This window comes from Burkholderia sp. Ed8 (assembly GCF_040761425.1).
Lineage (GTDB): Bacteria > Pseudomonadota > Gammaproteobacteria > Burkholderiales > Burkholderiaceae > Burkholderia > Burkholderia seminalis.
In genome coordinates this window covers 536,405-558,297 of record NZ_CP142886.1, presented here as the reverse complement: position 1 = coordinate 558,297, position 21,893 = coordinate 536,405, and the positions used below count along the sequence as shown (strand labels likewise).

The 21,893-nt window shown below is 67.5% G+C and carries 20 protein-coding genes, 1 tRNA gene and 1 pseudogene; 14 read left to right on the top strand and 8 right to left on the bottom strand.

Annotation, left to right across the window (positions count from 1 at the left end; genetic code table 11):
• Positions 1 to 248 precede the first annotated feature (248 nt).
• Positions 249 to 632: pseudogene (locus VXM69_RS16525) on the top strand (MAPEG family protein).
• A 9-nt stretch (positions 633 to 641) separates the two neighbouring features.
• Here VXM69_RS16525 and VXM69_RS16520 read toward each other — a convergent pair.
• Entirely contained in the window at positions 642 to 1,559 is a 918-nt protein-coding gene (locus VXM69_RS16520) for a LysR substrate-binding domain-containing protein (protein WP_049029828.1), read from the bottom strand.
• Positions 1,560 to 1,758: 199 nt separating this feature from the next.
• Between VXM69_RS16520 and VXM69_RS16515 the strand changes: the two genes are divergently transcribed.
• From VXM69_RS16515 to VXM69_RS16500, 4 genes are all read left to right on the top strand, one after another.
• The gene (locus tag VXM69_RS16515; protein WP_367189917.1) at positions 1,759 to 3,075 is read left to right on the top strand and encodes an MFS transporter; all 1,317 of its coding nucleotides are present in this window, start codon (positions 1,759 to 1,761) and stop codon (positions 3,073 to 3,075) included.
• A gap of 39 nt (positions 3,076 to 3,114) precedes the next feature.
• Positions 3,115 to 4,587, top strand: coding sequence for an amidase (locus VXM69_RS16510; RefSeq protein ID WP_367189916.1), 1,473 nt, complete (start codon positions 3,115 to 3,117; stop codon positions 4,585 to 4,587).
• Positions 4,588 to 4,703: 116 nt separating this feature from the next.
• The gene (locus VXM69_RS16505; protein WP_367189915.1) at positions 4,704 to 5,906 is read left to right on the top strand and encodes a porin; all 1,203 of its coding nucleotides are present in this window, start codon (positions 4,704 to 4,706) and stop codon (positions 5,904 to 5,906) included.
• Between the two features lie 145 nt (positions 5,907 to 6,051).
• Positions 6,052 to 6,336: a PAAR domain-containing protein gene (locus VXM69_RS16500; protein WP_034189051.1), complete on the top strand. Its 285-nt coding sequence runs from the start codon at positions 6,052 to 6,054 to the stop codon at positions 6,334 to 6,336.
• Positions 6,337 to 6,382: 46 nt separating this feature from the next.
• Here VXM69_RS16500 and VXM69_RS16495 read toward each other — a convergent pair whose 3' ends face one another.
• A complete protein-coding gene (locus VXM69_RS16495; protein WP_034189052.1) occupies positions 6,383 to 6,694 on the bottom strand; it encodes a cupin domain-containing protein in 312 nt (103 codons plus the stop codon).
• 59 nt (positions 6,695 to 6,753) lie between these two features.
• Positions 6,754 to 7,437 carry a DJ-1/PfpI family protein gene (locus tag VXM69_RS16490; RefSeq protein WP_049034669.1) on the bottom strand — a complete coding sequence of 228 codons (684 nt, stop codon included), beginning with the start codon at positions 7,435 to 7,437 and terminating at the stop codon, positions 6,754 to 6,756.
• A 117-nt stretch (positions 7,438 to 7,554) separates the two neighbouring features.
• On the opposite strand from VXM69_RS16490, the gene VXM69_RS16485 reads away from it, so the two are divergent.
• Entirely contained in the window at positions 7,555 to 8,526 is a 972-nt protein-coding gene (locus tag VXM69_RS16485) for a GlxA family transcriptional regulator (RefSeq protein WP_049034671.1), read from the top strand.
• A 176-nt stretch (positions 8,527 to 8,702) separates the two neighbouring features.
• Positions 8,703 to 9,677: a LysR family transcriptional regulator gene (locus tag VXM69_RS16480; RefSeq protein ID WP_049034673.1), complete on the top strand. Its 975-nt coding sequence runs from the start codon at positions 8,703 to 8,705 to the stop codon at positions 9,675 to 9,677.
• A gap of 73 nt (positions 9,678 to 9,750) precedes the next feature.
• On the opposite strand, the gene VXM69_RS16475 is transcribed toward VXM69_RS16480, so the two are convergent.
• The 5 genes from VXM69_RS16475 to VXM69_RS16455 all read right to left on the bottom strand — a co-directional run bounded on the left by VXM69_RS16475 (position 9,751) and on the right by VXM69_RS16455 (position 15,186).
• A complete protein-coding gene (locus tag VXM69_RS16475; protein WP_367189914.1) occupies positions 9,751 to 10,443 on the bottom strand; it encodes a hypothetical protein in 693 nt (230 codons plus the stop codon).
• Positions 10,444 to 10,767: 324 nt separating this feature from the next.
• A tRNA-Met gene (locus VXM69_RS16470) sits at positions 10,768 to 10,844 on the bottom strand.
• Between the two features lie 162 nt (positions 10,845 to 11,006).
• Positions 11,007 to 12,665 carry an MFS transporter gene (locus VXM69_RS16465; RefSeq protein ID WP_367189913.1) on the bottom strand — a complete coding sequence of 553 codons (1,659 nt, stop codon included), beginning with the start codon at positions 12,663 to 12,665 and terminating at the stop codon, positions 11,007 to 11,009.
• 227 nt (positions 12,666 to 12,892) lie between these two features.
• A complete protein-coding gene (locus VXM69_RS16460) occupies positions 12,893 to 14,440 on the bottom strand; it encodes a sensor histidine kinase (protein WP_034189062.1) in 1,548 nt (515 codons plus the stop codon).
• A 17-nt stretch (positions 14,441 to 14,457) separates the two neighbouring features.
• Entirely contained in the window at positions 14,458 to 15,186 is a 729-nt protein-coding gene (locus VXM69_RS16455; protein WP_034189063.1) for a response regulator transcription factor, read from the bottom strand.
• Positions 15,187 to 15,374: 188 nt separating this feature from the next.
• Between VXM69_RS16455 and recA the strand changes: the two genes are divergently transcribed.
• From recA to VXM69_RS16420, 7 genes are all read left to right on the top strand, one after another.
• The gene (recA, locus tag VXM69_RS16450; RefSeq protein WP_034189064.1) at positions 15,375 to 16,448 is read left to right on the top strand and encodes a recombinase RecA; all 1,074 of its coding nucleotides are present in this window, start codon (positions 15,375 to 15,377) and stop codon (positions 16,446 to 16,448) included.
• On the top strand, positions 16,448 to 17,317 hold the full coding sequence (gene recX, locus VXM69_RS16445) for a recombination regulator RecX (protein WP_301742371.1): 870 nt from the start codon (positions 16,448 to 16,450) through the stop codon (positions 17,315 to 17,317). The genes recA and recX overlap by 1 nt, the downstream gene beginning before the upstream one ends.
• Positions 17,318 to 17,462: 145 nt before the next feature.
• The gene (locus VXM69_RS16440; protein ID WP_034189066.1) at positions 17,463 to 18,071 is read left to right on the top strand and encodes a DUF2889 domain-containing protein; all 609 of its coding nucleotides are present in this window, start codon (positions 17,463 to 17,465) and stop codon (positions 18,069 to 18,071) included.
• 68 nt (positions 18,072 to 18,139) lie between these two features.
• Positions 18,140 to 19,306 carry an ADP-forming succinate--CoA ligase subunit beta gene (sucC, locus tag VXM69_RS16435; RefSeq protein ID WP_006477915.1) on the top strand — a complete coding sequence of 389 codons (1,167 nt, stop codon included), beginning with the start codon at positions 18,140 to 18,142 and terminating at the stop codon, positions 19,304 to 19,306.
• A 69-nt stretch (positions 19,307 to 19,375) separates the two neighbouring features.
• Positions 19,376 to 20,257, top strand: coding sequence for a succinate--CoA ligase subunit alpha (gene sucD, locus VXM69_RS16430; protein ID WP_006477916.1), 882 nt, complete (start codon positions 19,376 to 19,378; stop codon positions 20,255 to 20,257).
• A gap of 156 nt (positions 20,258 to 20,413) precedes the next feature.
• On the top strand, positions 20,414 to 21,118 hold the full coding sequence (locus tag VXM69_RS16425) for a TerC family protein (RefSeq protein ID WP_034189067.1): 705 nt from the start codon (positions 20,414 to 20,416) through the stop codon (positions 21,116 to 21,118).
• A gap of 95 nt (positions 21,119 to 21,213) precedes the next feature.
• A complete protein-coding gene (locus VXM69_RS16420; protein ID WP_034189068.1) occupies positions 21,214 to 21,810 on the top strand; it encodes a pilin in 597 nt (198 codons plus the stop codon).
• Positions 21,811 to 21,893: the final 83 nt, after the last annotated feature.

Sequence of the window (21,893 nt, the reverse complement as noted above, 5' to 3'; positions counted from 1 at the left end):
ACGTTTGCGCGTGGCGCGCGGCGCAGCCCGCGCGGCAGGAAGCGGCGGCGGGCAGGCCCGCGTGGCCGGGCCGCCGGACGATGCACGGATTTCGTGCGTTGCGGTGCCGCTGCAATTCGGGCCGGAACCCGCGCGTGGAACGCGCGCCGTCGCCCGGCGACGCTACGGGTTTCCGCGATAGCCGCGCGCGCCGACGGCGAGTACGATCGCCGGAGGTACGGCGCATTTCCGCTTACGCCCGGCGTCCCATGACGATCCATCCCGTCGCGCTCGTGTGCACGGCCATCCTCGGGCTGCTGCCGTTCGGCGGGCTCGGGCTCGTCGTGTCCGTCACGCGCTTTCGGCACACCATCGGAGCCGGGTATGCGCCCGACCCGACGAACGGGCTCGACAAGGTCGCGCGCGCGCGCATGGCAAGACAGCCGAATATGCGCCGTTTCTCGCCGTGCTGTTTCTCCATGTCGGCGCGCGTGATCCTCGCGCTGATCGTCGCGGCAACCGTGTGCCGCTGCCTGCTGGTCGTCTTATTGCTCGTCTGGCCGACGATGGCCGACCCGAATCCCGTGCGGTTCACCGGCGCGCTCGGCACCTATCCGTGCGGAGCCGCGCCGTGCATCGCGCTGTTCGCCTGAGCGGCGCCGCTACCGCCACAGCAGCGCCGCGCGATCGTGCCGGCGCACGGCTTCGACGAAGCAGTGGATCAGGTAGTCGCAGGCCAGCGTGTTCAGCGCATCGCGGCGCGTGAGCACGCCGACCGACACGGACGGAATCGTTTCCGCCACGTCGATCGCGACCATCCGCTCGCGGATCCAGTCGACTTCCATGAAGCGCTTCGGCACGCACGACACGGTGTCGGTGTGGACCGACAGCGAAAACGCCGCGCTGAACGACGTGCATTCGACGATCGGCCGCGGCGCCGGATAGCCGTGCGCGACGAACACGTCCTGCAGCAGCCGGCCGATGCTTTCCGGCGACGTGTTGAGGATCCATTGCGCGTCCTGCAACTGCGCGAGCGACGTGCAGTGACGCAGCGGATTGCTCGCGCGCGTCATCAGGATCAGTTCCGATTCGAGCAGCGGCCGGAACGTGAATTCCGGCGACAGCCGTGCCGCATCGACGATCGCGATCACGAAGTCGAGCGAGCCGTCGCGCAGCCGCGGCAGCGCGGTGTCGAGAAACCCTTCCCGCACGTCGAGGCGGATCGTCGGCATCCGCTGGCGAAAGGCGTCGAGCGCGGCCGGCAGGAAGCCGAGCGACACCAGCGGCGTCAGCGCGCATGCGAGCGCGCCTTCCTTGCCGCCCGACAGCTGGATCACGTCGTCGCGCGCGTGCTGCATCTCCGCGAGGATCAGCCGCGCGCGTGCGTAGACGGCCTGCCCGAAACGCGTGAGCTGCGCGCCGCGCGCATTGCGCGTGACGAGCGGCACGCCGAGATCGAGTTCGAGTTCGCGAATCGCCTTCGTCAGCGCGGGCTGAGACAGATGGATCGCGCGCGCGGCCGCGCGCAGGCTGCCGTGTTCGGCGATGGCGGCAAGCGCCCGGAGCTGGTGGTGTTTCACGGCGAGGCGGGGCGCGGCGGCAGTGGCGACGTTCGTATCCTACACCGCGTCGCGGCGGGGAAAGCACGCGATAACCGTGCGTTATCACGATCGAAAAATGTCGCTCCGGGCTGCGTATTTTGAATGCCTAGACTGCGTGCGCAGGCCGTCGAACGGGCCGGGCACACGACACGCGTAACCAGTACGGAGACATACCTTCATGAAGGCGCCTCGAGCAGACAGCATGTTCGGCGGGCATGTCGGCGACGTTGCCGCATCCCCGTCCAATCGTCAGCTGATTGTCGCGATCACGATCGGCAACGGCCTCGAATTCTTCGATCTCACCGTGTTCAGCTTCTTCGCGGTGCTGCTCGGCAAACTGTTCTTTCCCGCGGTTTCCGCGCAGCAGCAATTGCTGATGTCGGTCGCGACCTTCGGCGTCGGCTTCATCGCGCGGCCGGTCGGCGGCGTCGTGATCGGGCTCGTCGCCGACCGCTTCGGCCGCGTGCCCGCGATGAACCTCACGCTCGTCACGATGGCGATCGGCACCGGGATGATCGGCGTGCTGCCGACCTATGCGCAGATCGGCCTCGCGGCGCCCGTGCTGGTCGTCGTCGCGCGGCTGCTGCAGGGCTTTTCGGCCGGCGGCGAGGTCGGCGTATCGACGTCGCTGCTCGCCGAGCGCGCGCCGGCCGGCGAACGCGGCTACTACACGAGCTGGCAGTTCGCGAGCCAGGGCGCCGCGGCGCTCGCCGGCTCGTTCGTCGGCTTCCTGCTGTCGCATTTCCTCAATACCGCCTCGCTCGAAACGTGGGGCTGGCGCGTGCCGTTCCTGCTGGGCGTGCTGATCGCGCCGATCGGCCTCTACCTGCGCGCACGCTTCAGCGCGATCGAACAGCACGCGCCGGCCGCGGCCGCGCGGCGTTCGTCGGCGGTGCTCGGCACCGTGCTGCGGCGCGACGGCGGTGCCGTGCTGACCGCGCTCGGCCTCGTGGTCGGCGGCACGGCCGCGCACTTCATCGTGCTGTATTACATGTCGACGTACGCGATCAAGGTGCTGCACCTGCCGATGGATACCGCGCTGTGGTGCGGGATCCTCTCCGGCGCGGTGATGTTCGTCGCCGCGCCGATCGGCGGGCGGCTGTCCGACCGCACCGGCAGCAAGCGCGTCGCGCTGTGGTCGCGCGTCGCGCTGACCGTGCTGATCCTGCCGGGCTTCTGGCTGATCCGCGCGGTGCCGTCGATCGCGACGATGTATGCGGTCGTGATGCTGCTCGCCGCACTGCACTCGATCAACGCCGGCGCGAACGGCGTGATCCTCGCCGAGCTGTTCCCGAAGAGCACGCGCGCCACCGCGCTGTCGATCGCGTATGCGGGCGGCGTGTCGATCTTCGGTGGCTTCGCGCAGTTCATCGTCACGTGGATGATCGGCGCGACCGGCAATCCGGCTGCGCCCGCGTGGTACGTGATCGTCTGCGGCGTGCTGTCGCTCGTCGCGCTCGCGTTCGCGTCGGATCGCAGCGAACACGATGCGTGATTGCCGTCGTCTCCTTCTTTCCTCCTCGCGCCGAACCGTATGACCGCCACCGTTTCGCTTTCCTCACCGCCCGCCGACGTCACGGCCGGCGAACTGTGCGACCTGTCCGCCCGCACGATGCTCGACCTGCTGATGACCCGGCAGATCAGCGCGTGCGACCTGCTCGACGCGCATCTCGCCCGGATCGCGACGGTGAACCCTCGCGTGAACGCGCTCGTGACCGTCGTCGATCCCGACCTGCTGCGCGCTCGTGCGCGCGACATCGACGCCGGCTGGATGCGCGGCGCATGGCAGGGGCCGCTGCACGGTCTGCCGGTGTCGCAGAAGGATCTCACCGCGACGCGCGGCGTGCGCACGACGTACGGCTCGGCGTTGTTCGCCGATCACGTGCCGCAGCATGACGCGCTCGTCGCGCGCCGCTGCGCGAGCGCCGGCGCGTTGATGATCGGCAAGTCGAACACGCCCGAATTCGGCGCCGGGTCGCACACGTTCAACGACGTGTTCGGCGCGACGCGCAACCCGTGGGACCTGACGCGTTCGGCGGGCGGCAGCAGCGGCGGCGCGGCCGCCGCGCTCGCGTGCGGGATGAATCCGCTCGCGTGCGGCAGCGACATGGGCGGGTCGCTGCGCAATCCGGCCGCGTGGAACAACGTGGTCGGATTGCGGCCGTCGCCGGGCCGCGTGCCGCGCGCGCCGGACCTGAACGGCTGGGCGACGCTCGGCGTCGACGGGCCGATGGCGCGCGACGTGGCCGATACCGCGCTGCTGCTGTCGGCGATCGCCGGGCCGAGCGGCGAGACCGCGACCGAACTCGCGGAACCGGGCGTACGCTTCGCGCAGCCGCTCGAACGCGACTTCCGCGGCACTCGCATCGCGATGTCGCGCGGCTTGCCTGGCGTGCCGGTCGATCCGGAGATCGGTCGGGCGGTCGATGCGCAGGCGCGTGTGTTCGCGGCGCTTGGCTGCGAAGTCGAATTCGACGATCCCGACCTGTCCGATGCGGAGGACGTGTTCCGCATCGAGCGCGCATGGATGATCGGCACGCTGGTCGACGGATTCGACGAAGCGCAGCGTGCGGCGCTGAAGCCCGAGATTCACGATGAATACCGGCTGCATCGGTCGCTGACGGCCGCCGATCTCGGCCGCATGTTCGTGCGCAAGACGCGGCTGTTCGAGCGGATGCGCGCGTTCATGCAGCGCTACGCGTTCTACGTGCTGCCGGCCACGCAGATGATGCCGTTCGACGTCGACCTGCGCTCGCCTGCGCACGTGCAGGGTGTCGCGAGCACGTCGTACATCGACTGGATGCGCGTGTGCTGGTACCTGTCGTCGACCGAGGCGCCGATCCTGTCGGTGCCGTGCGGCTTCGGCGCGACCGGTTTGCCGATCGGCATGCAGATCGTCGGCCGCTACCGCGACGACTGGGGCGTGCTGCAGTTCGGTCACGCGTACGAAGTCGCGGCCGGCCGCCGCCGGGTTTCGCCCGCCGTCGTCGCCGACGCGATGCGCTAGCCGTCTTCCCCGATTCACCGCTGACCGTTCCGGTGTGCACCGGAGCAGGCCGCGCGCCTGCGGGGGACGCGCACGCCTGCGTTTTGCCATTCGACCCGCGCAATGGAGACCTTCAGATGAAAAAACGGCTGTTGGCAGGCGCGGGCGTCGCGCTGATCGCGGGTGCGGCGCACGCACAGAGCAGCGTGACGCTGTACGGCATTATCGACGAGGGGCTGACCTACACGAGCAATCTCGCGGTCGCCGGCCCGAACGGTGCCGTGAGCGGCAAGCCGGCGTGGCGGATGCGCGGTGGCGTGCAGCAGGCGAGCCGCTGGGGGCTGCGCGGCGTCGAGGATCTCGGCGGCGGGCTGGCGGCCGTCTTCACGCTCGAGAACGGCTTCGACCCGAGCACCGGCAAGCTCGGGCAGGGCGGGCTGATCTTCGGCAAGAAGGCGTTCGTCGGGCTGTCGGGGCCGTTCGGCACCGTCACGCTGGGGCGTCAGTACGACACCAACGTCGATTTCCTCGGGCCGCTCGAGGCCGCCGCGCTGTTCGGCGGCTACATGGTTGCGCACCCCGGCGATCTCGATAACGTAAACAACGCGAACTCGACCAACAACGCGATCAAGTTCACGAGCCGCGACTACGGCGGATTCCGCTTCGCGGCCATGTACGGCGTGGGCGGCATCGCGGGCGCGGCGACGCGCAACCAGGTGTGGTCGATGACGGCCGGCTACGCGCGCGGGCCGCTCGTGGTCGCGGCCGGTTACCTGAATGCGCGCAATCCGAACGTGTCGTTCTTCGGCACGACCGGCAGCCCCGCGCCGGTCGTCGGCGGCGTGCCGGGCAACAACATGCTGTCGCCCGTGTATGCCGGTTATGCGTCGGCGCGCACGCTGCAGGTGGCGGCGGCGGGCGGCACCTACGCGATCGGCGCGGTGACGCTCGGCGCGATGTACACGAACACGTCGTTCCGTCGACTCGGCGACCTGTCGTCCGGGCCGAACCCCGGCGGCGTGTCCGGCAACGCGGTGTTCAACAACGTCGAGGCCAGCGTGCGCTACCAGTTCACGCCTTACCTGTTCGGCGGCGTCGCGTACGACTACACGCGCGGCGGTGGCGTGAACGGCCGCGACGGTGCGACGTACCACCAGGTCGCGGCCGGGCTCGACTACTTCCTGTCGAAGCGCACCGACGTGTACCTGACCGCCGTTTATCAGCGCGCATCGGGCACCGACTCGACGGGGCGCGCGGCGGTCGCCGCGATCAACGGCCCCGGCGCGTCGGCGAACGACCGCCAGTTCGGGGCGCGGATCGGCATCCGGCACAAGTTCTGACGGGGGGCGGGCGCGGCAACCGGCAGGCGGCCGCCGCGCGCGGTGATATGCTCGCGGAACGCCCGCGACCGACGGGCGGATTCCGATTGCCCGCATGCGGCCGCGTTGCCGCGCCGCGCGGCGTTTCCGAGGGAAGAACCGACACATGAGCCGCAAATTCATTCTGAAAGGCGACACGACCGACCACGGTGGCGTGGTGCTCGAAGGGATCGCCAACTCGTCGTTCGACGGACGCGAACTCGCCTATCTCGGCGCACCGGTGCTCTGCGCCGCGTGCAAGACCACCGGCGTGATCGTGTCGGACGGCGGCGAGCGGACGATGACCGTGATGGGCAAGGTCGTCGCGCTCGAACACGACCTGTGCCAGTGTCTGTGCACGCCGCAGCCGAAGCTGATTCCGTCGCAGGCAACGGGGACGATCACCGGCTGAAGCCCGCCTTCGTCGTACGTCGTCGTCGCGCGGCTGCAGGCCGCCGTCAGACGCTGCCTTCCGTTTCGATCACGAGGATGCGCGCTTCGCCGAGCGGGTGCGCGACATGCTCCATGCCGGCCGTCGCGTGGAAGACATCGCCCGTTTCCAGCACCGCCGCATGCTCGACGCCCGCTTCGCGATAGCGCATCTCGACGCGGCCGTCGAGTACCGCGAACACCTCCTCGCCGTCGTTCACGTGCCATCGATAGGGCGCGTCGGTCCAGTGCAGCCGGACCGTGATGCCGTTCAGTTTTGCGATGTCGAGCGCGCCCCATGCGCGGTCCGCCGTGTAGTCTGCACTCCGGACAATGTTCATCGATGCGTGCTCCGGCGCGAATGCGCGTCGTGTTTCCGTCATTTCATTGGTATCCGCATTCAGCGCGACGTCGCGCGCAGCGCTTGCTCGACGATCGCCTTGCGCTTCGCGAAGCCGGCGGCCGACCGTTCGGTGACGCGCTTCACGACCGCTGCCGGCGCGGTGTCGGGCGAGCCGGCAGCGAACGGCGGCGCGGGCGCGTATTCGAGCTGCAACTGGATCGCCTGCGCTTCTTCGTCGCCCACCAGCTCGGCGGCGATCGTCAGCGCGAAGTCGATGCCGGCCGTCACGCCGCCGCCCGTGATCAGGTTGCCGTCGCGCACCACGCGCTCGCGCACGGGCACCGCACCCAGCGGTTCGAGCAGCGCGTGGAACGCCCAGTGCGTCGTCGCGCGCCGCCCGTGCAGCAGGCCGGCCACGCCGAGCAGTAGCGCACCCGTACAGACCGACGTCACATAGCGTGCGGCGGCCGCGCGCTGTTGCACGAACGCGATCGTTTCGGCGTCGAGCAGCAGTTCGTTGATCCCGATGCCGCCCGGGATACAGATCACGTCGAGCGGCGGACAGTCGTCGAACGTGCAGGTCGGCGTGAGGGCGAGGCCGCTGCTCGACGCGACGGCGTCGCGCGACTTCCAGACCAGGTGGACGGCTGCGTCGGGCAGCGACGCGAGCACGTCGTGCGGGCCGGTGAGGTCGAGTTGCTGGACGCCCGGAAATACGAGAAGGCCGATATGCAGGGTCATGCGAAGACTCCGAGTGGACATGGAGCGCGCCGTTGCCGGCACGGGATGGACAGATCGATTCTAGGCGCGTAGTGTTTGGCGAAATTGCCATATCACCCACGTTTTCAGCCAATCGCCATGCCTGCCGCTCCGCGTTCGATCCTGGTCCTCGCGTTCCCGCGCGCGCAACTGCTCGACGTGTCGGGGCCGCTGCAGGTGTTCGCCTCCGTCAACGAGCTCGCGCTGGAGCGCGGGCAGCCGGCGCCGTATGCGCCGCGCGTCGTGGCGGTCGACGCGGGGCCCGTCGAGACGTCGTCGGGGCTCGTCGTGATGGCCGAGTCGCTGCGCTCGGCTGCCCGCCCTCCCGATACGCTGATCGTCGCCGGCGGCAAGGGCGTGCATGCGGCGTCGAAGGATGCGCGGCTGGTGCGCTGGGTGCGGCAGCAGGCCGGGCGCGCGCGGCGTGTGGCGTCGGTCTGTACCGGCGCATTCCTGCTCGCCGAGGCCGGGCTGCTCGACGGGCGGCGCGCGGTCACGCACTGGGCGCGCTGCGACGAATTCGCGGCGCGCTACCCGAACGTGCGCGTCGAGTCCGATCCGATCTTCATCCGCGAAGGCGCGCTGTGGACGTCGGCCGGCGTGACGGCCGGCATCGATCTCGCGCTCGCGCTGGTCGAGGAGGATCTCGGGCGCGCGACCGCGCTCGACGTCGCACGCGAACTCGTCGTGTTCCTGAAGCGTCCGGGCGGGCAGGCGCAGTTCAGCGCGATGCTGTCGATGCAGCGCACCGACGACCGGTTCGGCGAACTGCATGCATGGATGGCCGAGCACCTGACGGCCGACCTGTCGGTGCCCGCGCTGGCCGAGCGCGTACGCATGAGCGAGCGCAGCTTCGTACGCCACTATCGCGCGGGAACGGGCCGTACGCCCGCACGCGCGGTCGAGCAGATCCGCGTCGAGGCCGCGCAGCGCCTGCTCGGCGAAACGGCGTGGCCCGTCAAGCGGATCGCCGCGCGCTGCGGCTTCGGTTCGGAGGAGACGCTGCGGCGCAGTTTCGTGCGCGTGCTCGGTGTGTCGCCGCAGGGCTATCGCGAACGCTTCGTGCGATGACGTGCGGGGCGTGATCGAGGACGGAGCGGCTGCTGTCCGGAACTGAACGGAAACCGGTCGGTTTCGAGTCCGAAATGCCGAAACTATTCAGGATCGGAGAACAATAGGCGGGGGCTTGTGCCGTGCCCGTCGCGCGCTCTATTCTGTTCTGTTGGCGATTCGAAGGGGGAAGCAGGATGGACCGAATCCAGGCAATGGAAGTTTTTACCCGTGTGGTCGACGCGAACAGCTTCACGCGCGCGGCCGATACGCTCGCGATGCCGCGCGCGTCGGTGACGACCATCATCCAGAATCTCGAGGCGCTGCTCGGCGTGCGCCTGATGCACCGGACGACGCGCCGGCTGTCGCTGACGCCGGAGGGCGCCGCGTACTACGAGCATTGCACGAAGATCATCTCGGAGATCGCGGAAGCCGACGCGAGTTTCCAGGCCGGCAACCGCAAGCCGAGCGGCGTGTTGCGCGTCCACATGCCGAGCTCGCTCGGGCGGCGCATCGTGCTGCCGTCGCTGTCGATTTTCCGGCAGCGCTATCCGGACATCACGCTCGAGCTGGGGCTGTCCGATCGCTATGTGGATCCGGTCGAGGAAGGCATCGACTGCATGATCCGCGTCGGGCCGCTCGAGGATTCGTCGATGGTCGCGCGGCGCATCGGCATGCTCAAGCGCGTGACCTGCGCGTCGCCGGAATATCTGGAGCGTCACGGCGAGCCGCACGAGATCGCCGATCTCGCCGAGCACCATGCGGTGAATTTCCGTTCGAGCCACGGCGCGCGGGCGATTCCGTGGGTGTTCATGATCGACGGCAAGCCGTTCGAGGTGCGGATGAACGGCAGCGTGACGGTCAACGATTCGGATGCCTACGTGACGTGCGGGCTCGAAGGGTTCGGGATGATCCAGCCGACGCTGTTCATGGTGCTGCCGAACCTGCTCGACGGTTCGCTGGTCGAGGTGCTGCCGGACTGCAATCCGAAGCCGAAGCCGATTTCGATCGTCTATCCGCACAACCGGCATCTGTCGCAGAAGGTGCGGGTGTTCGCCGACTGGATCGCGGAGGTGTTCGAGTCGACGCCGGCGCTGGAGGGCGGGGAGAACTGGCGGGGGCGGGTGGGGGCGCAGGCGGCGAAGCAGCAGAGAGGGGCGGTAGCGGCGTAAGGCGACGAGACTTGCCGTGAATGCCTCATCCGTCGATCGTCGGGCAGCTGAACCGTCACGTCTTATGGCGGGCCTACCAGCGGATCGCGTACGGATTTTCTCCAAGCGTCCAGTGCCCGTTGTCGTCCCGTTCGAGGAGAATGCCCTTGTGCGCCCAGCCGTCCTCTTCGGGATAAAACGTCAGCGAGCCCAGCAGGTCCGGGTCGGCCAGCCACGGCGTGGCTGGCCGACCCGGCTTCCACAGGAAATTGACCCACGAGACCAGGTGCGGATTGTCGTCGAACGGATTCTTGGACGGCTCCATGAATTTTTCGACGCCACCATAGGTCACGTGCGCGTAGAACAGGTTCACCATGAGGAGCGCCCGTCCACCGGGAACCGACCCGTCGGTCGTCTCGAGTTCCTCGTACCGGTAGAACGACTTTCCGACGGAGGTGAGCGCGATGTGGCTCAACGGGACATGGGTGTCGCGTGATTCGTAGTCCGGATTTCTCACGGTCGGTCGTCCTTTGCCTGCATTGAATTTCACGGTAATCAGTCCGCGGTTGATCAATGCCTGCACGTCTGATCTCACTACGCCGTCGACCCTCGGCAAATCCTTCGCATTGACGTCCGCAGGAAGTTCGGCGCCGGCCAGGCTGACGCAGGCGTCGGTCGGAGCGGTGTTCTTGTCCGCGAGCGCGGCCTTCAGGATTGCGTCGATCTTGCTTTTGTCCAGGTCGTCTCGCGGTGAAACGACCCGCATGCCAACCAGCACGGCCACCACACCTGCCACCGATCTCGACCGGATTTCGTCGTGGCCGGTTCGCGATCTTGCCTACAGCCGGCGGATGCTGGCGGAGACCGGAGCGGTCGACGCGATGTGATTTCGCCGCGGGAGCGACGAACGTCGGGAAAAAACGGGATGGGTGGGCGGTCGCGACACGCCGGAACGGGCCATGCTGGCGGATGCCATTAAGCGCATGAGGGATCCCGATTGCGGAACCCGCTGGACCGGGCGTACGCGATGTTTATCGGCGGGGGCTGCTGCCGGAGCCACGCAGCAATGAAAAAAGCCGCTGTTTCGAAAGAAACAGCGGCTTTTCGCATTTGGTGGCGAATCAGGGATTCGAACCCCGGACCTGCGGATTATGATTCCGTCGCTCTAACCGACTGAGCTAATTCGCCGTGAAGAATTGAATTATGTCGGTCGGCCGCCTGGCTGTCAACAGCTTTTTCCATCTCCCGTGAAAAAAGTTGCCGGATGACCCACGACGCCCTTGCGGCAGGGCGGTTTGCCGGTCGCCGGAACACCCGTCCGGCAACCCGCATCCGCCCGCCCGGACAACCTCAATCCTGCGCGTAGATGTTCGAGTCCTTCGTCTCCTTGACGAACAGCAGGCCGATCACGAAGGTGGCCAGCGCGATCACGATCGGATACCAGAGGCCCGAATAGATGTCGCCCTTCGCCGCGACGATCGCGAACGCGGTCGCCGGCAGGAAGCCGCCGAACCAGCCGTTGCCGATGTGATAGGGCAGCGACATCGACGTGTAGCGGATCCGCGTCGGGAACATCTCGACCAGCATCGCGGCGATCGGGCCGTACACCATCGTCACGTAGATCACGAGGATCGTCAGGATCACGATCGTCATCGGCCAGTTGAGCTGCGCCGGGTCGGCCTTCGCCGGGTAGCCGGCCCCCTTCAGCGTCGATGCGAGCGTCTTGTCGAACGCCGCGCCCTGCGCCTTCGCGTCGGCCGCCTTGCCGTCGTAGGTCTGGATCACAGTGTCGCCGACCTTGATCTGGGCCAGCGTGCCGGCCGGTGCCGCGACGTTCTCGTAGTTCAGGCCGGCCTTCGAGAGCGCGCTCTTCGCGATGTCGCACGAGCTGGTGAACTTCGACGTGCCCACCGGGTTGAACTGGAACGAGCAGGTGGCCGGGTCGGCCAGGACCGTGATCGGCGCCTTCTGCGTCGCGAGCTCGAGCTGCGGGTTCGCGTAGTGCGTGAGCGCCTTGAACAGCGGGAAGTAGGTCAGCGCCGCGATCAGGCAGCCCGCGAGGATGATCGGCTTGCGGCCGATCTTGTCCGACAGCGAACCGAAGAACAGGAAGAACGGCGTGCCGATCAGCAGGGCGATCGCGATCAGGATGTTCGCGCTGGCCCCGTCGACCTTCAGCGTCTGCGTCAGGAAGAACAGCGCGTAGAACTGGCCCGTGTACCACACGACGGCCTGGCCGGCCGTCAGGCCGATCAGCGCGAGGATCACGATCTTCAGGTTCTTCCACTGGCCGAATGCTTCGGTCAGCGGCGCCTTCGACGTCTTGCCTTCCGCCTTGATGCGCAGGAACACCGGCGATTCGTTCAGCTGCATCCGGATCCACACCGACACGGCGAGCAGCAGGATCGACGCGACGAACGGCACGCGCCAGCCCCAGCTGCCGAACGCTTCCTCGCCGATGAACGTACGCACGCCGAGGATCACGAGCAGCGACAGGAACAGGCCGAGCGTGGCGGTCGTCTGGATCCACGCGGTGTAGAAGCCGCGACGGTTCGCCGGCGCATGTTCGGCGACGTAGGTCGCCGCGCCGCCGTACTCGCCGCCGAGCGCGAGGCCCTGCAACAGCCGCATCGCGATGAAGATCACGGGCGCGGCGATGCCGATCGACGCGTAGCCGGGCAGGAAGCCGACCACGAACGTCGAGACGCCCATGATCACGATCGTCACGAGGAACGTGTGCTTGCGGCCGACGAGGTCGCCGAGCCGGCCGAACACGATCGCGCCGAACGGCCGCACCGCGAAGCCGGCTGCAAAGCCGAGCAGCGTGAAGATGAACGCGGCGGTCGGATTGACGCCGGAGAAGAAGCTCTTGCCGATGTAGGCCGCGAGCGAGCCGGCCAGGTAAAAGTCGTACCACTCGAACACGGTGCCGAGCGACGACGCGAAGATCACCTTCTTCTCTTCGCCCGTCATCGGCGAGTGCGAAATTTGCCCGCCTAACGTTGCCATGAATCGTCTCCAAGTCCCTTGATATAGATATGCGGCCGCCTTGGGAGGGGCGGGCCTGACGACGATTATTGGCACGGAAACTTACGGCGGACTGACTCGCGCGCACAAAACGACTGCACGTTAACCCGTGCCGAATCGGCCGCTACACGCGTCGATTGTGGTGCGATCGTCCGGTAAATCGCCGGTTTCGACGCATTTGCGCCGGCTGCCGGCGGCGCGCGTCAGGGTTAATCCGGGGCCGTGCCGGTCAGCGGCAGGCTGACACGCACGAGCGTGCCGGCCAGGCGCGGCGCCTGCTGGTAGACGTGATCGTCGAGCGTCAGCGTGCCGCCGTGCTGGGTGGCGATCTCGCGCACGATCGCGAGCCCCAGGCCGCTGCCGTCGCCTTCGCGGCCGAGGATCCGGTAGAAGCGCTCGACGACGCGTTCGCGTTCGGCGGCCGGGATGCCGGGGCCCGTATCCTCGACTTCGAGATGCACGAGCCGCGCCGCCGGGTCGGCATGCACGCGTACGGTGATGCGGCCGCCTTCGGGCGTGTAGCGGATCGCGTTGTCGATCAGGTTGCCGAGCATCTCGCGCAGCATGACCGGATTGCCGTCGACGTCGAGCGGCGCGTCGTCCGGCGGCCCTTCGTAGCCGAGATCCATCCGCTTCGCGAGTGCGGCCTGCACCCAGTCGCGCACCGCGCGCCGCGCGAGCGCGGCGATCTCGACCGGCTCGAACGTGAGTCCGCTCGCGCGGTTCTCGGCGCGCGCGAGCGCCAGCAGCTGCGTGACGAGCCGCGCGGCCTGCTCGGAACTCGTCGCGATCTGTTCGAGCGAGCGCTGCACGTCGGGCGGGACCGGGTGGCGCAGCGCGAACTCGGCCTGCGTGCGCAGGCCCGCGAGCGGCGTCTTCATCTGGTGCGCGGCGTCGGCGATGAAGCGCTTTTGCAGCGCCATGTTCTGTTCGAGGCGCGCGAGCAGGTCGTTGAACGACGTGACGAGCGGTTCGATCTCGGGCGGCGCGCGCTGCGCCTCGACGGGCGACAGGTCGTCGGGCCGCCGCGCGCGGATGTGCGCCTGCAGCGCGTTGAGCGGCGCGAGCCCGCGCGACAGCCCGAACCACACGAGCAGGATCGCGAGCGGCAGGATCACGAACTGCGGCAGGATCACGCCCTTGATGATGTCGTTCGCGAGCGCGTTGCGCTTGTCGAGCGTCTCGCCGACCTGCACGAGCACGGGCTGCGCGCCGCTCGATTGCGGCAGGGCGACCGTCGTATAGGCGACGCGTACGTCGTTGCCGCGCAGCAGGTCGTCGCGAAACACGACGACGCCGGGCGGCGGGCGGTCCTCGTCGCGCGGCAGCGGCATGTCGGCTTCACCGGCGACCAGTTCGCCGCGCGTGCCGAGCACCTGGAAGTAAACGCTGTCGACGTTGTCCGCGCGCAGGAAGTCGCGCGTCTGCTCCGGCAGCGTCAGCTCGGCGACGCCGTTGACCGGATGAATCTGCCGGGCGAGCACGTACGCGTTGGTTTCGAGCGCACGGTCGAACGGGCCGTTCGCGATCGTCTTCGCGACGAGGTAGGTGACGGCGATGCTCATCGGCCACAGCAGCAGCAGCGGCGCGAGCATCCAGTCGAGGATCTCGCCGAACAGCGAGCGCGGGCGCGGCGCCTCGGGCGATTCGGTTTCGTCGGGCGGCGCGAACGGGTTCTCGTAGCGCGCGTCGCGCGCCTCGTCGGCGGCCGACGACGGCGCGCCGGTCGGATGGCGGGAATGGGCCGGCGTGGCCATCGCGGCGCCGCCCGCCGTCAGCGCAGCGGCGTGCCGGCCGTCGCGGGCTGAGGCGCTGCCGTATCGGCCGGCGCGGCGGGCGCGGCCTTCTCGAGGCAATAGCCGAGGCCGCGCACGGTCGAGATCCGCACGCCGCTCGGTTCGATCTTCTTGCGCAGCCGGTGCACGTAGACTTCGATCGCGTTGTTGCTGACTTCCTCGCCCCATTCGCACAGGTGATCGACCAGCTGCTCCTTCGACACGAGCCGGCCGATCCGCTGCAGCAGCACTTCGAGCAGGCCGAGTTCGCGCGCGGAGAGATCGAGCACGTGATCGTTCGCGTACGCGATGCGGCCGACCTGGTCGAACGCGAGCGAGCCGTGGCGCACGACGGTCGGGCCGCCGCCCGCGCCGCGCCGGGTCAGCGCGCGCACGCGCGCCTCGAGCTCGTTGAGCGCGAACGGCTTGGCCATGTAGTCGTCGGCGCCGAGGTCGAGCCCCTTCACGCGTTCGTCGACGCTGTCGGCGGCCGTCAGGATCAGCACGGGGAGGTTGGAGTTGCGCGCGCGCAGGCGCTTGAGCACTTCGAGCCCGGACATTTTCGGGAGTCCGAGATCGAGGATCAGCAGGTCGAAAGTCTGCATCGACAGCGCGGTGTCGGCATCGACGCCGCTCTTCACGTGATCGACCGCATAGCCCGATTGGCGGAGTGACCGGGTGAGGCCGTCCGCGAGTATGCTGTCATCTTCGGCGATGAGGATTCGCATGTTGCTGACCGATGGCCGGCGAGGCGTTCGCGCCGACGCGGCTGTCTCCGGAGTTATTCGTGTACAACGCCCCGCATTGCGGGCTTGCATAAACTACTGTTTTTTTATACAGTGTCTGCATTCGTGGGCGGCGCTTGAAAGCGGGCGCGCCTTTAACAGACGCTGCTCATCATAGCAAAGGACGATTCATGGAAGATAGCAAGAAGGGCTCCGGGATGACCGCCGAGAAGAGCAAGGCGCTGGCGGCCGCACTCGCGCAGATCGAGAAGCAGTTCGGCAAGGGGTCGATCATGCGGATGGGCGACGGCGAAGCGGCCGAGGACATCCAGGTCGTCTCCACGGGCTCGCTGGGTCTCGACATCGCGCTGGGCGTCGGCGGCCTGCCGCGCGGCCGGGTGGTCGAGATCTACGGTCCGGAATCGTCGGGTAAAACCACGCTCACGCTGCAGGTCATCGCCGAACTGCAGAAGCTGGGCGGCACCGCGGCGTTCATCGACGCCGAGCACGCGCTCGACGTCCAATACGCGTCGAAGCTCGGCGTGAACGTGCCGGAACTGCTGATCTCGCAGCCGGACACCGGCGAGCAGGCGCTCGAAATCACCGACGCGCTGGTGCGCTCGGGCTCGATCGACATGATCGTCATCGACTCGGTCGCGGCGCTTGTGCCGAAGGCCGAAATCGAAGGCGAGATGGGCGATTCGCTGCCGGGTCTGCAGGCCCGCCTGATGTCGCAGGCGTTGCGCAAGCTGACCGGCACGATCAAGCGCACGAACTGCCTCGTGATCTTCATCAACCAGATCCGGATGAAGATCGGCGTGATGTTCGGCAACCCGGAAACCACGACGGGCGGCAACGCGCTGAAGTTCTATGCGTCAGTGCGTCTCGACATCCGCCGGATCGGCTCGATCAAGAAGAACGACGAGGTGATCGGCAACGAAACCCGCGTGAAGGTCGTCAAGAACAAGGTGTCGCCGCCGTTCCGCGAAGCGATTTTCGACATCCTGTATGGCGAAGGCATTTCGCGCCAGGGCGAGATCATCGATCTCGGCGTGCAGGCGAAGATCGTCGACAAGGCGGGCGCCTGGTACAGCTACAACGGCGAGAAGATCGGCCAGGGCAAGGACAACGCGCGTGAATTCCTGCGTGAAAATCCGGAAATCGCACGCGAGATCGAGAACCGCATCCGTGAATCGCTCGGTGTCGCCAGCATGCCCGATGGCGTAGTCGGCAACGAAGCCGAGGCGGTGGACGAAGAAGAGTGATGGTTGCGCGCCGAGGTCAGGCTGGCGAGCCGGCGGAGAGCGACGCGCCCGAAGCGGCGGGTCGCTCCGGCCGGCGAGCCGGATCCTCGGGCGCCGACCGGCGGGCCGCGGGCAGCGATGCCGCGAACCGCACCGTGACGAGGGCATCCGGCGATGCCCTCGTTTCGTTTGAGATTGCCGCGCCCGACGATCCGTTCGACGACGACGAATCGTTCGACGCGCACGACCGGTCACGCCGTCGCGTGTCCGGTGTCCGCTTCCCGGGCGATCGCGCAGCCGATGCGTCGGCGCCGGCACGGGAAGACGTCTATACCCGCAGCAGCCAGCATCCGCGCCGCACGCGCCGTGCGTCCGGTGCGTCTTCCGGTACTTCATCCGGCGACACGCCCGGGACCGCCGAACGCAAGTCGTCGAAACCGCCACGTTCATTGAAGGGCCGTGCGCTCGGCTATTTGTCGAGGCGTGAATACAGTCGCGTGGAACTCGCGCGCAAGCTCGCGCCTTACGTCGGCGAAGAAGAATCCGTCGAGCCGGTGCTCGATGCGCTGGAAAAGGACGGCTGGTTGTCCGATGCGCGCTTCGCCGAGAGCCTCGTGCATCGCCGCGCATCGCGCGTCGGCGTCGCGCGCATCGTCAGCGAGCTGAAGCGTCACGCAGTCGGCGACACGCTCGTCGAGGAAGTGAACGCGCAGTTGCGCGAGACCGAATGGGCCCGTGCGCAGGCCGTCTGGCGCAAGAAATTCGGTGCACTGCCGCAAACGCCGGCCGAGCGTGCGAAGCAGGCCCGCTTTCTTGCCGCGCGCGGCTTCTCGAGCGCGACCATCGTGAAGTTGCTGAAGGTCGGCGACGATTTCCCGATCGACGACTGACCGGCCGGTCGCGCGCGTGGCGCGCGATTTTGCTGCAATGCAACCGCCTCCGGACAGGCGGGAATACCCGCCGTCGCGTCAAACTGTCTCAAATACCCAATATGCTAAAATCCATGGGTTTTCCTCTTCGGCCTCAACCTCCAGCATGCCGCTATCCGAGCCCGTGCCCCGTCAGTTGCGACATCGACGCGCAATCCGAGCGGAAGCTTACGAGCGCGGCGACGGCTTGTGGGACATCGAAGCCTGCCTGACCGACCACAAGCCGCGCGATGTCGCGCTTGCGTCGGGCATCCGGCCCCAAGGCCTGCCGATCCACGAACTCTGGCTGCGCGTGACTATCGATCGTGAACTCAATGTCGTCGACGCCGAAGCGTCTTCGGAATGGGTGCCGTATCCCGGTCACTGTCAATCCGCCCCGCCTGCCTACCGGGCCCTCATCGGGCTCAATCTCTTCCGCAATTTCCGCCGCAACGCGAACCGGCTGCTCGCCGGCGTCGCAGGCTGCTCCCATCTCACCGAACTGTGCGCCGTGCTGCCGACGGCGGCGATCCAGGCGTTCGCCGGTGACGTGTGGAACGTGCGCGAGGAGGGCGGCGAAGGGCCGGATCACGACGGCGCGCCCGCCGAACCGCCGTTCCAGCTCGGCCGCTGCCGTGCGCTGCGGTTCGACGGCGAGGTCGTGCGGCAGTACTACCCGCGCTGGTACGGCCCGATTCGGCCGGATATGCCCGGTGACGGCAGCACGAAGGAATGAACGGAAATCATTCGAAGAAGCGTCTTAAGCGACTTTTCATCCAACTCTCAGACTGAAGGGAATCACGCATGAAGATTCACGAGTACCAGGGTAAGGAAATCCTGCGGAAATTCGGAGTCGCGGTACCGCGCGGCAAGCCGGCGTTCTCGGTTGACGAAGCCGTCAAGGTGGCGGAAGAGCTCGGCGGCCCGGTATGGGTCGTGAAGGCTCAGATCCACGCGGGTGGCCGCGGCAAGGGCGGCGGCGTGAAGGTGGCGAAGTCGATCGAGCAGGTGCGCGAATACGCGAACCAGATCCTCGGCATGCAGCTCGTCACGCACCAGACCGGTCCGGAAGGCCAGAAGGTCAACCGTCTGATGATCGAGGAAGGCGCCGACATCAAGCAGGAACTGTATGTCAGCCTCGTCGTCGACCGCATCTCGCAAAAGATCGTGCTGATGGGTTCGAGCGAAGGCGGCATGGACATCGAGGAAGTTGCCGAGAAGCACCCGGAACTGATCCACAAGGTCATCGTCGAGCCGTCGACGGGCCTGCTCGACGCCCAGGCCGACGATCTCGCCGCGAAGATCGGCGTGCCGGCTGCTTCGATCCCGCAAGCGCGCGCGATCCTGCAAGGCCTGTACAAGGCATTCTGGGAAACCGACGCATCGCTGGCTGAAATCAACCCGCTGAACGTCTCCGGCGACGGCAAGGTCACCGCACTCGACGCGAAGTTCAACTTCGACTCGAACGCGCTGTTCCGCCACCCGGAAATCGTCGCTTACCGCGATCTGGACGAAGAAGATCCGGCTGAAATCGAAGCGTCGAAGTTCGACCTCGCGTACATCTCGCTCGACGGCAACATCGGCTGCCTCGTGAACGGCGCAGGCCTCGCGATGGCGACGATGGACACCATCAAGCTGTTCGGCGGCGAGCCGGCGAACTTCCTGGACGTCGGCGGTGGCGCGACGACCGAGAAGGTCACGGAAGCGTTCAAGCTGATGCTGAAGAACCCGGACCTGAAGGCGATCCTCGTGAACATCTTCGGCGGCATCATGCGCTGCGACGTGATCGCGGAAGGCGTGATCGCCGGTTCGAAGGCCGTGAACCTGAACGTGCCGCTCGTCGTGCGCATGAAGGGCACGAACGAAGACCTCGGCAAGAAGATGCTGGCCGATTCGGGCCTGCCGATCATCTCGGCCGACAGCATGGAAGAGGCTGCGCAGAAGGTCGTCGCGGCTGCCGCAGGCAAGTAAGCACGCGCTAATGAACACGTAGGGCGGCGCGGTTTGCACGCGACGCCCATCGAACAGAGGTCAAAATACATGTCGATTCTGATCAACAAGGACACGAAGGTCATCACGCAGGGCATTACCGGCAAAACCGGTCAGTTCCATACGCGCGCCTGCCGTGAATACGCAAACGGCCGCGAAGCATTCGTCGCGGGCGTGAACCCGAAGAAGGCCGGCGAAGACTTCGAAGGCATTCCGATCTACGCGAGCGTCAAGGAAGCGAAGGCGGAAACCGGCGCGACCGTGTCGGTCATCTACGTTCCGCCGGCAGGCGCGGCGGCCGCGATCTGGGAAGCGGTCGAAGCCGACCTCGATCTCGCGATCTGCATCACGGAAGGCATCCCCGTGCGCGACATGATCGAAGTGAAGGACCGCATGCGTCGCGAAGGCCGCAAGACGCTGCTGCTCGGGCCGAACTGCCCGGGCACGATCACGCCGGACGAACTGAAGATCGGCATCATGCCGGGCCACATCCACCGCAAGGGCCGCATCGGCGTCGTGTCGCGTTCGGGCACGCTGACGTATGAAGCGGTCGCGCAGCTGACGGCACTGGGCCTCGGCCAGTCGTCGGCGGTCGGTATCGGCGGCGACCCGATCAACGGTCTGAAGCACATCGATGTGATGAAGATGTTCAACGACGATCCGGACACGGATGCGGTCGTGATGATCGGCGAAATCGGCGGTCCGGACGAAGCCAATGCGGCGGAGTGGATCAAGGACAACATGAAGAAGCCGGTCGTCGGCTTCATCGCGGGCGTCACGGCGCCTCCGGGCAAGCGCATGGGCCACGCCGGCGCGCTGATCTCGGGCGGTGCGGATACGGCCGAAGCGAAGCTGGAAATCATGGAAGCGTGCGGCATCACCGTCACGCGCAACCCGTCGGAAATGGGCCGTCTGCTGAAGAAGGCGCTGTAATATTTCCCCGGGGTTCGTCCTGCAGAAAACGCCGGCTTTGCCGGCGTTTTTTGTTATGCTCGCGCAATGAATTCGTAAGCACCGGGCATGCGTCGCGCATGTGCCGGCGATGAACCGGGCCGCCTGCGACGCGGCCGCTGTCCTGTCCTCACCGCCATGCTCGAATTCCTGACATCGCTGCACTGGGGCGCCATTCTCCAGATCATCGTCATCGACATCCTCCTCGGCGGCGACAACGCGGTCGTGATCGCGCTCGCCTGCCGCAACTTGCCGGCCAACCAGCGGTTGCGCGGCGTCGTCTGGGGTACCGCCGGCGCGATCCTGCTGCGCGTCGCGCTGATCACCTTCGCGGTCGCGCTGCTCGACGTGCCGTTCCTGAAGCTCGGCGGCGGGCTGCTGCTGCTGTGGATCGGCATCAAGCTGATGGCGCCGGCCGCCGACGCGCACGACGACATCAAGCCGGCCAGCCGGCTGTGGGACGCCGTGAAGACGATCGTGATCGCCGATGCGGTGATGAGCCTCGACAACGTGATCGCGATCGCCGGCGCGGCCGAACAGGCCGATCCGTCGCACCGGATCGCGCTGGTGATCTTCGGGCTCGTCGTCAGCGTGCCGATCATCGTGTGGGGCAGCACGCTGGTGCTGAAGCTGCTCGACCGTTTCCCGATCGTCGTGGCGTTCGGCGCCGGGCTGCTCGGCTGGATCGCGGGCGGGTTGATCGTCAACGACCCGGTCGGCGACCGCTGGGCGGTGCTGGATACACAGCCGGTGCTCTACGGCGCGAGCATCGCGGGCGCGCTGTTCGTCGTGGCGATCGGTTACGCACTCAGGAAGCGCCACGGCGCGCCGCACGCGCGCTGACTGGCCGTCCGGCCGACTGCCGGCTTCACGGCCCGCTGGCTACGATCGAAACGCCTGCCTTGATCGGCAGGCGTTTTTCGTTTCCGGAGCCTGCCATGTTCGAAGCCTTTTCCGTTTCCCTGTTCCGTCGCGTGGCCGCAGATCTGCGGCGCGCGAACCGGCCCGCGCCGCGCTGGCGGCCGGCCGGCTTCACGCTGATCGAATTGATGATCGTGCTGGCGATCGTCGGCGTCGTCGCGGCCTATGCGATTCCCGCGTATCAGGATTACCTCGCGCGTTCCCGGGTCGGCGAGGGGCTTGCGCTTGCGTCGTCCGCTCGGCTCGCGGTGGCCGACAACGCGGCGAGCGGCGCGAGCCTCGATGGCGGCTACGGCCCGCCGGCCGCGACCCGCAACGTCGAATCGGTGGCCATCGACGGCAACACCGGCCAGATCACCGTCGCGTTCACCCCCCGCGTCGCCGCGGCCGGCGCGAATACGCTGGTGCTCGTGCCGTCCGTACCCGACAAGGCCGATGCGCCCACCGCGCGCGTGGCGCTTAAAAAGGGTGCGATGCAGGCCGGTGCGATTGCGTGGGAGTGCTTCGCCGCCGGCAAGGACGCGTCGTCGCTGCCGGCGCCGGGGGCCGGGCCGTTGCCGAGCGCCACCGCGACGCTGCCCGCGAAATTCGCGCCCGCGGAGTGCCGCGCATAGCGCCGGAGGCGGCGGTCGGCGGCGCGTACGGCGCGCGGGCCGCCGCTTCGGCCGGCCGGGGGCGTCGTTTCGCGCCCGGCTGC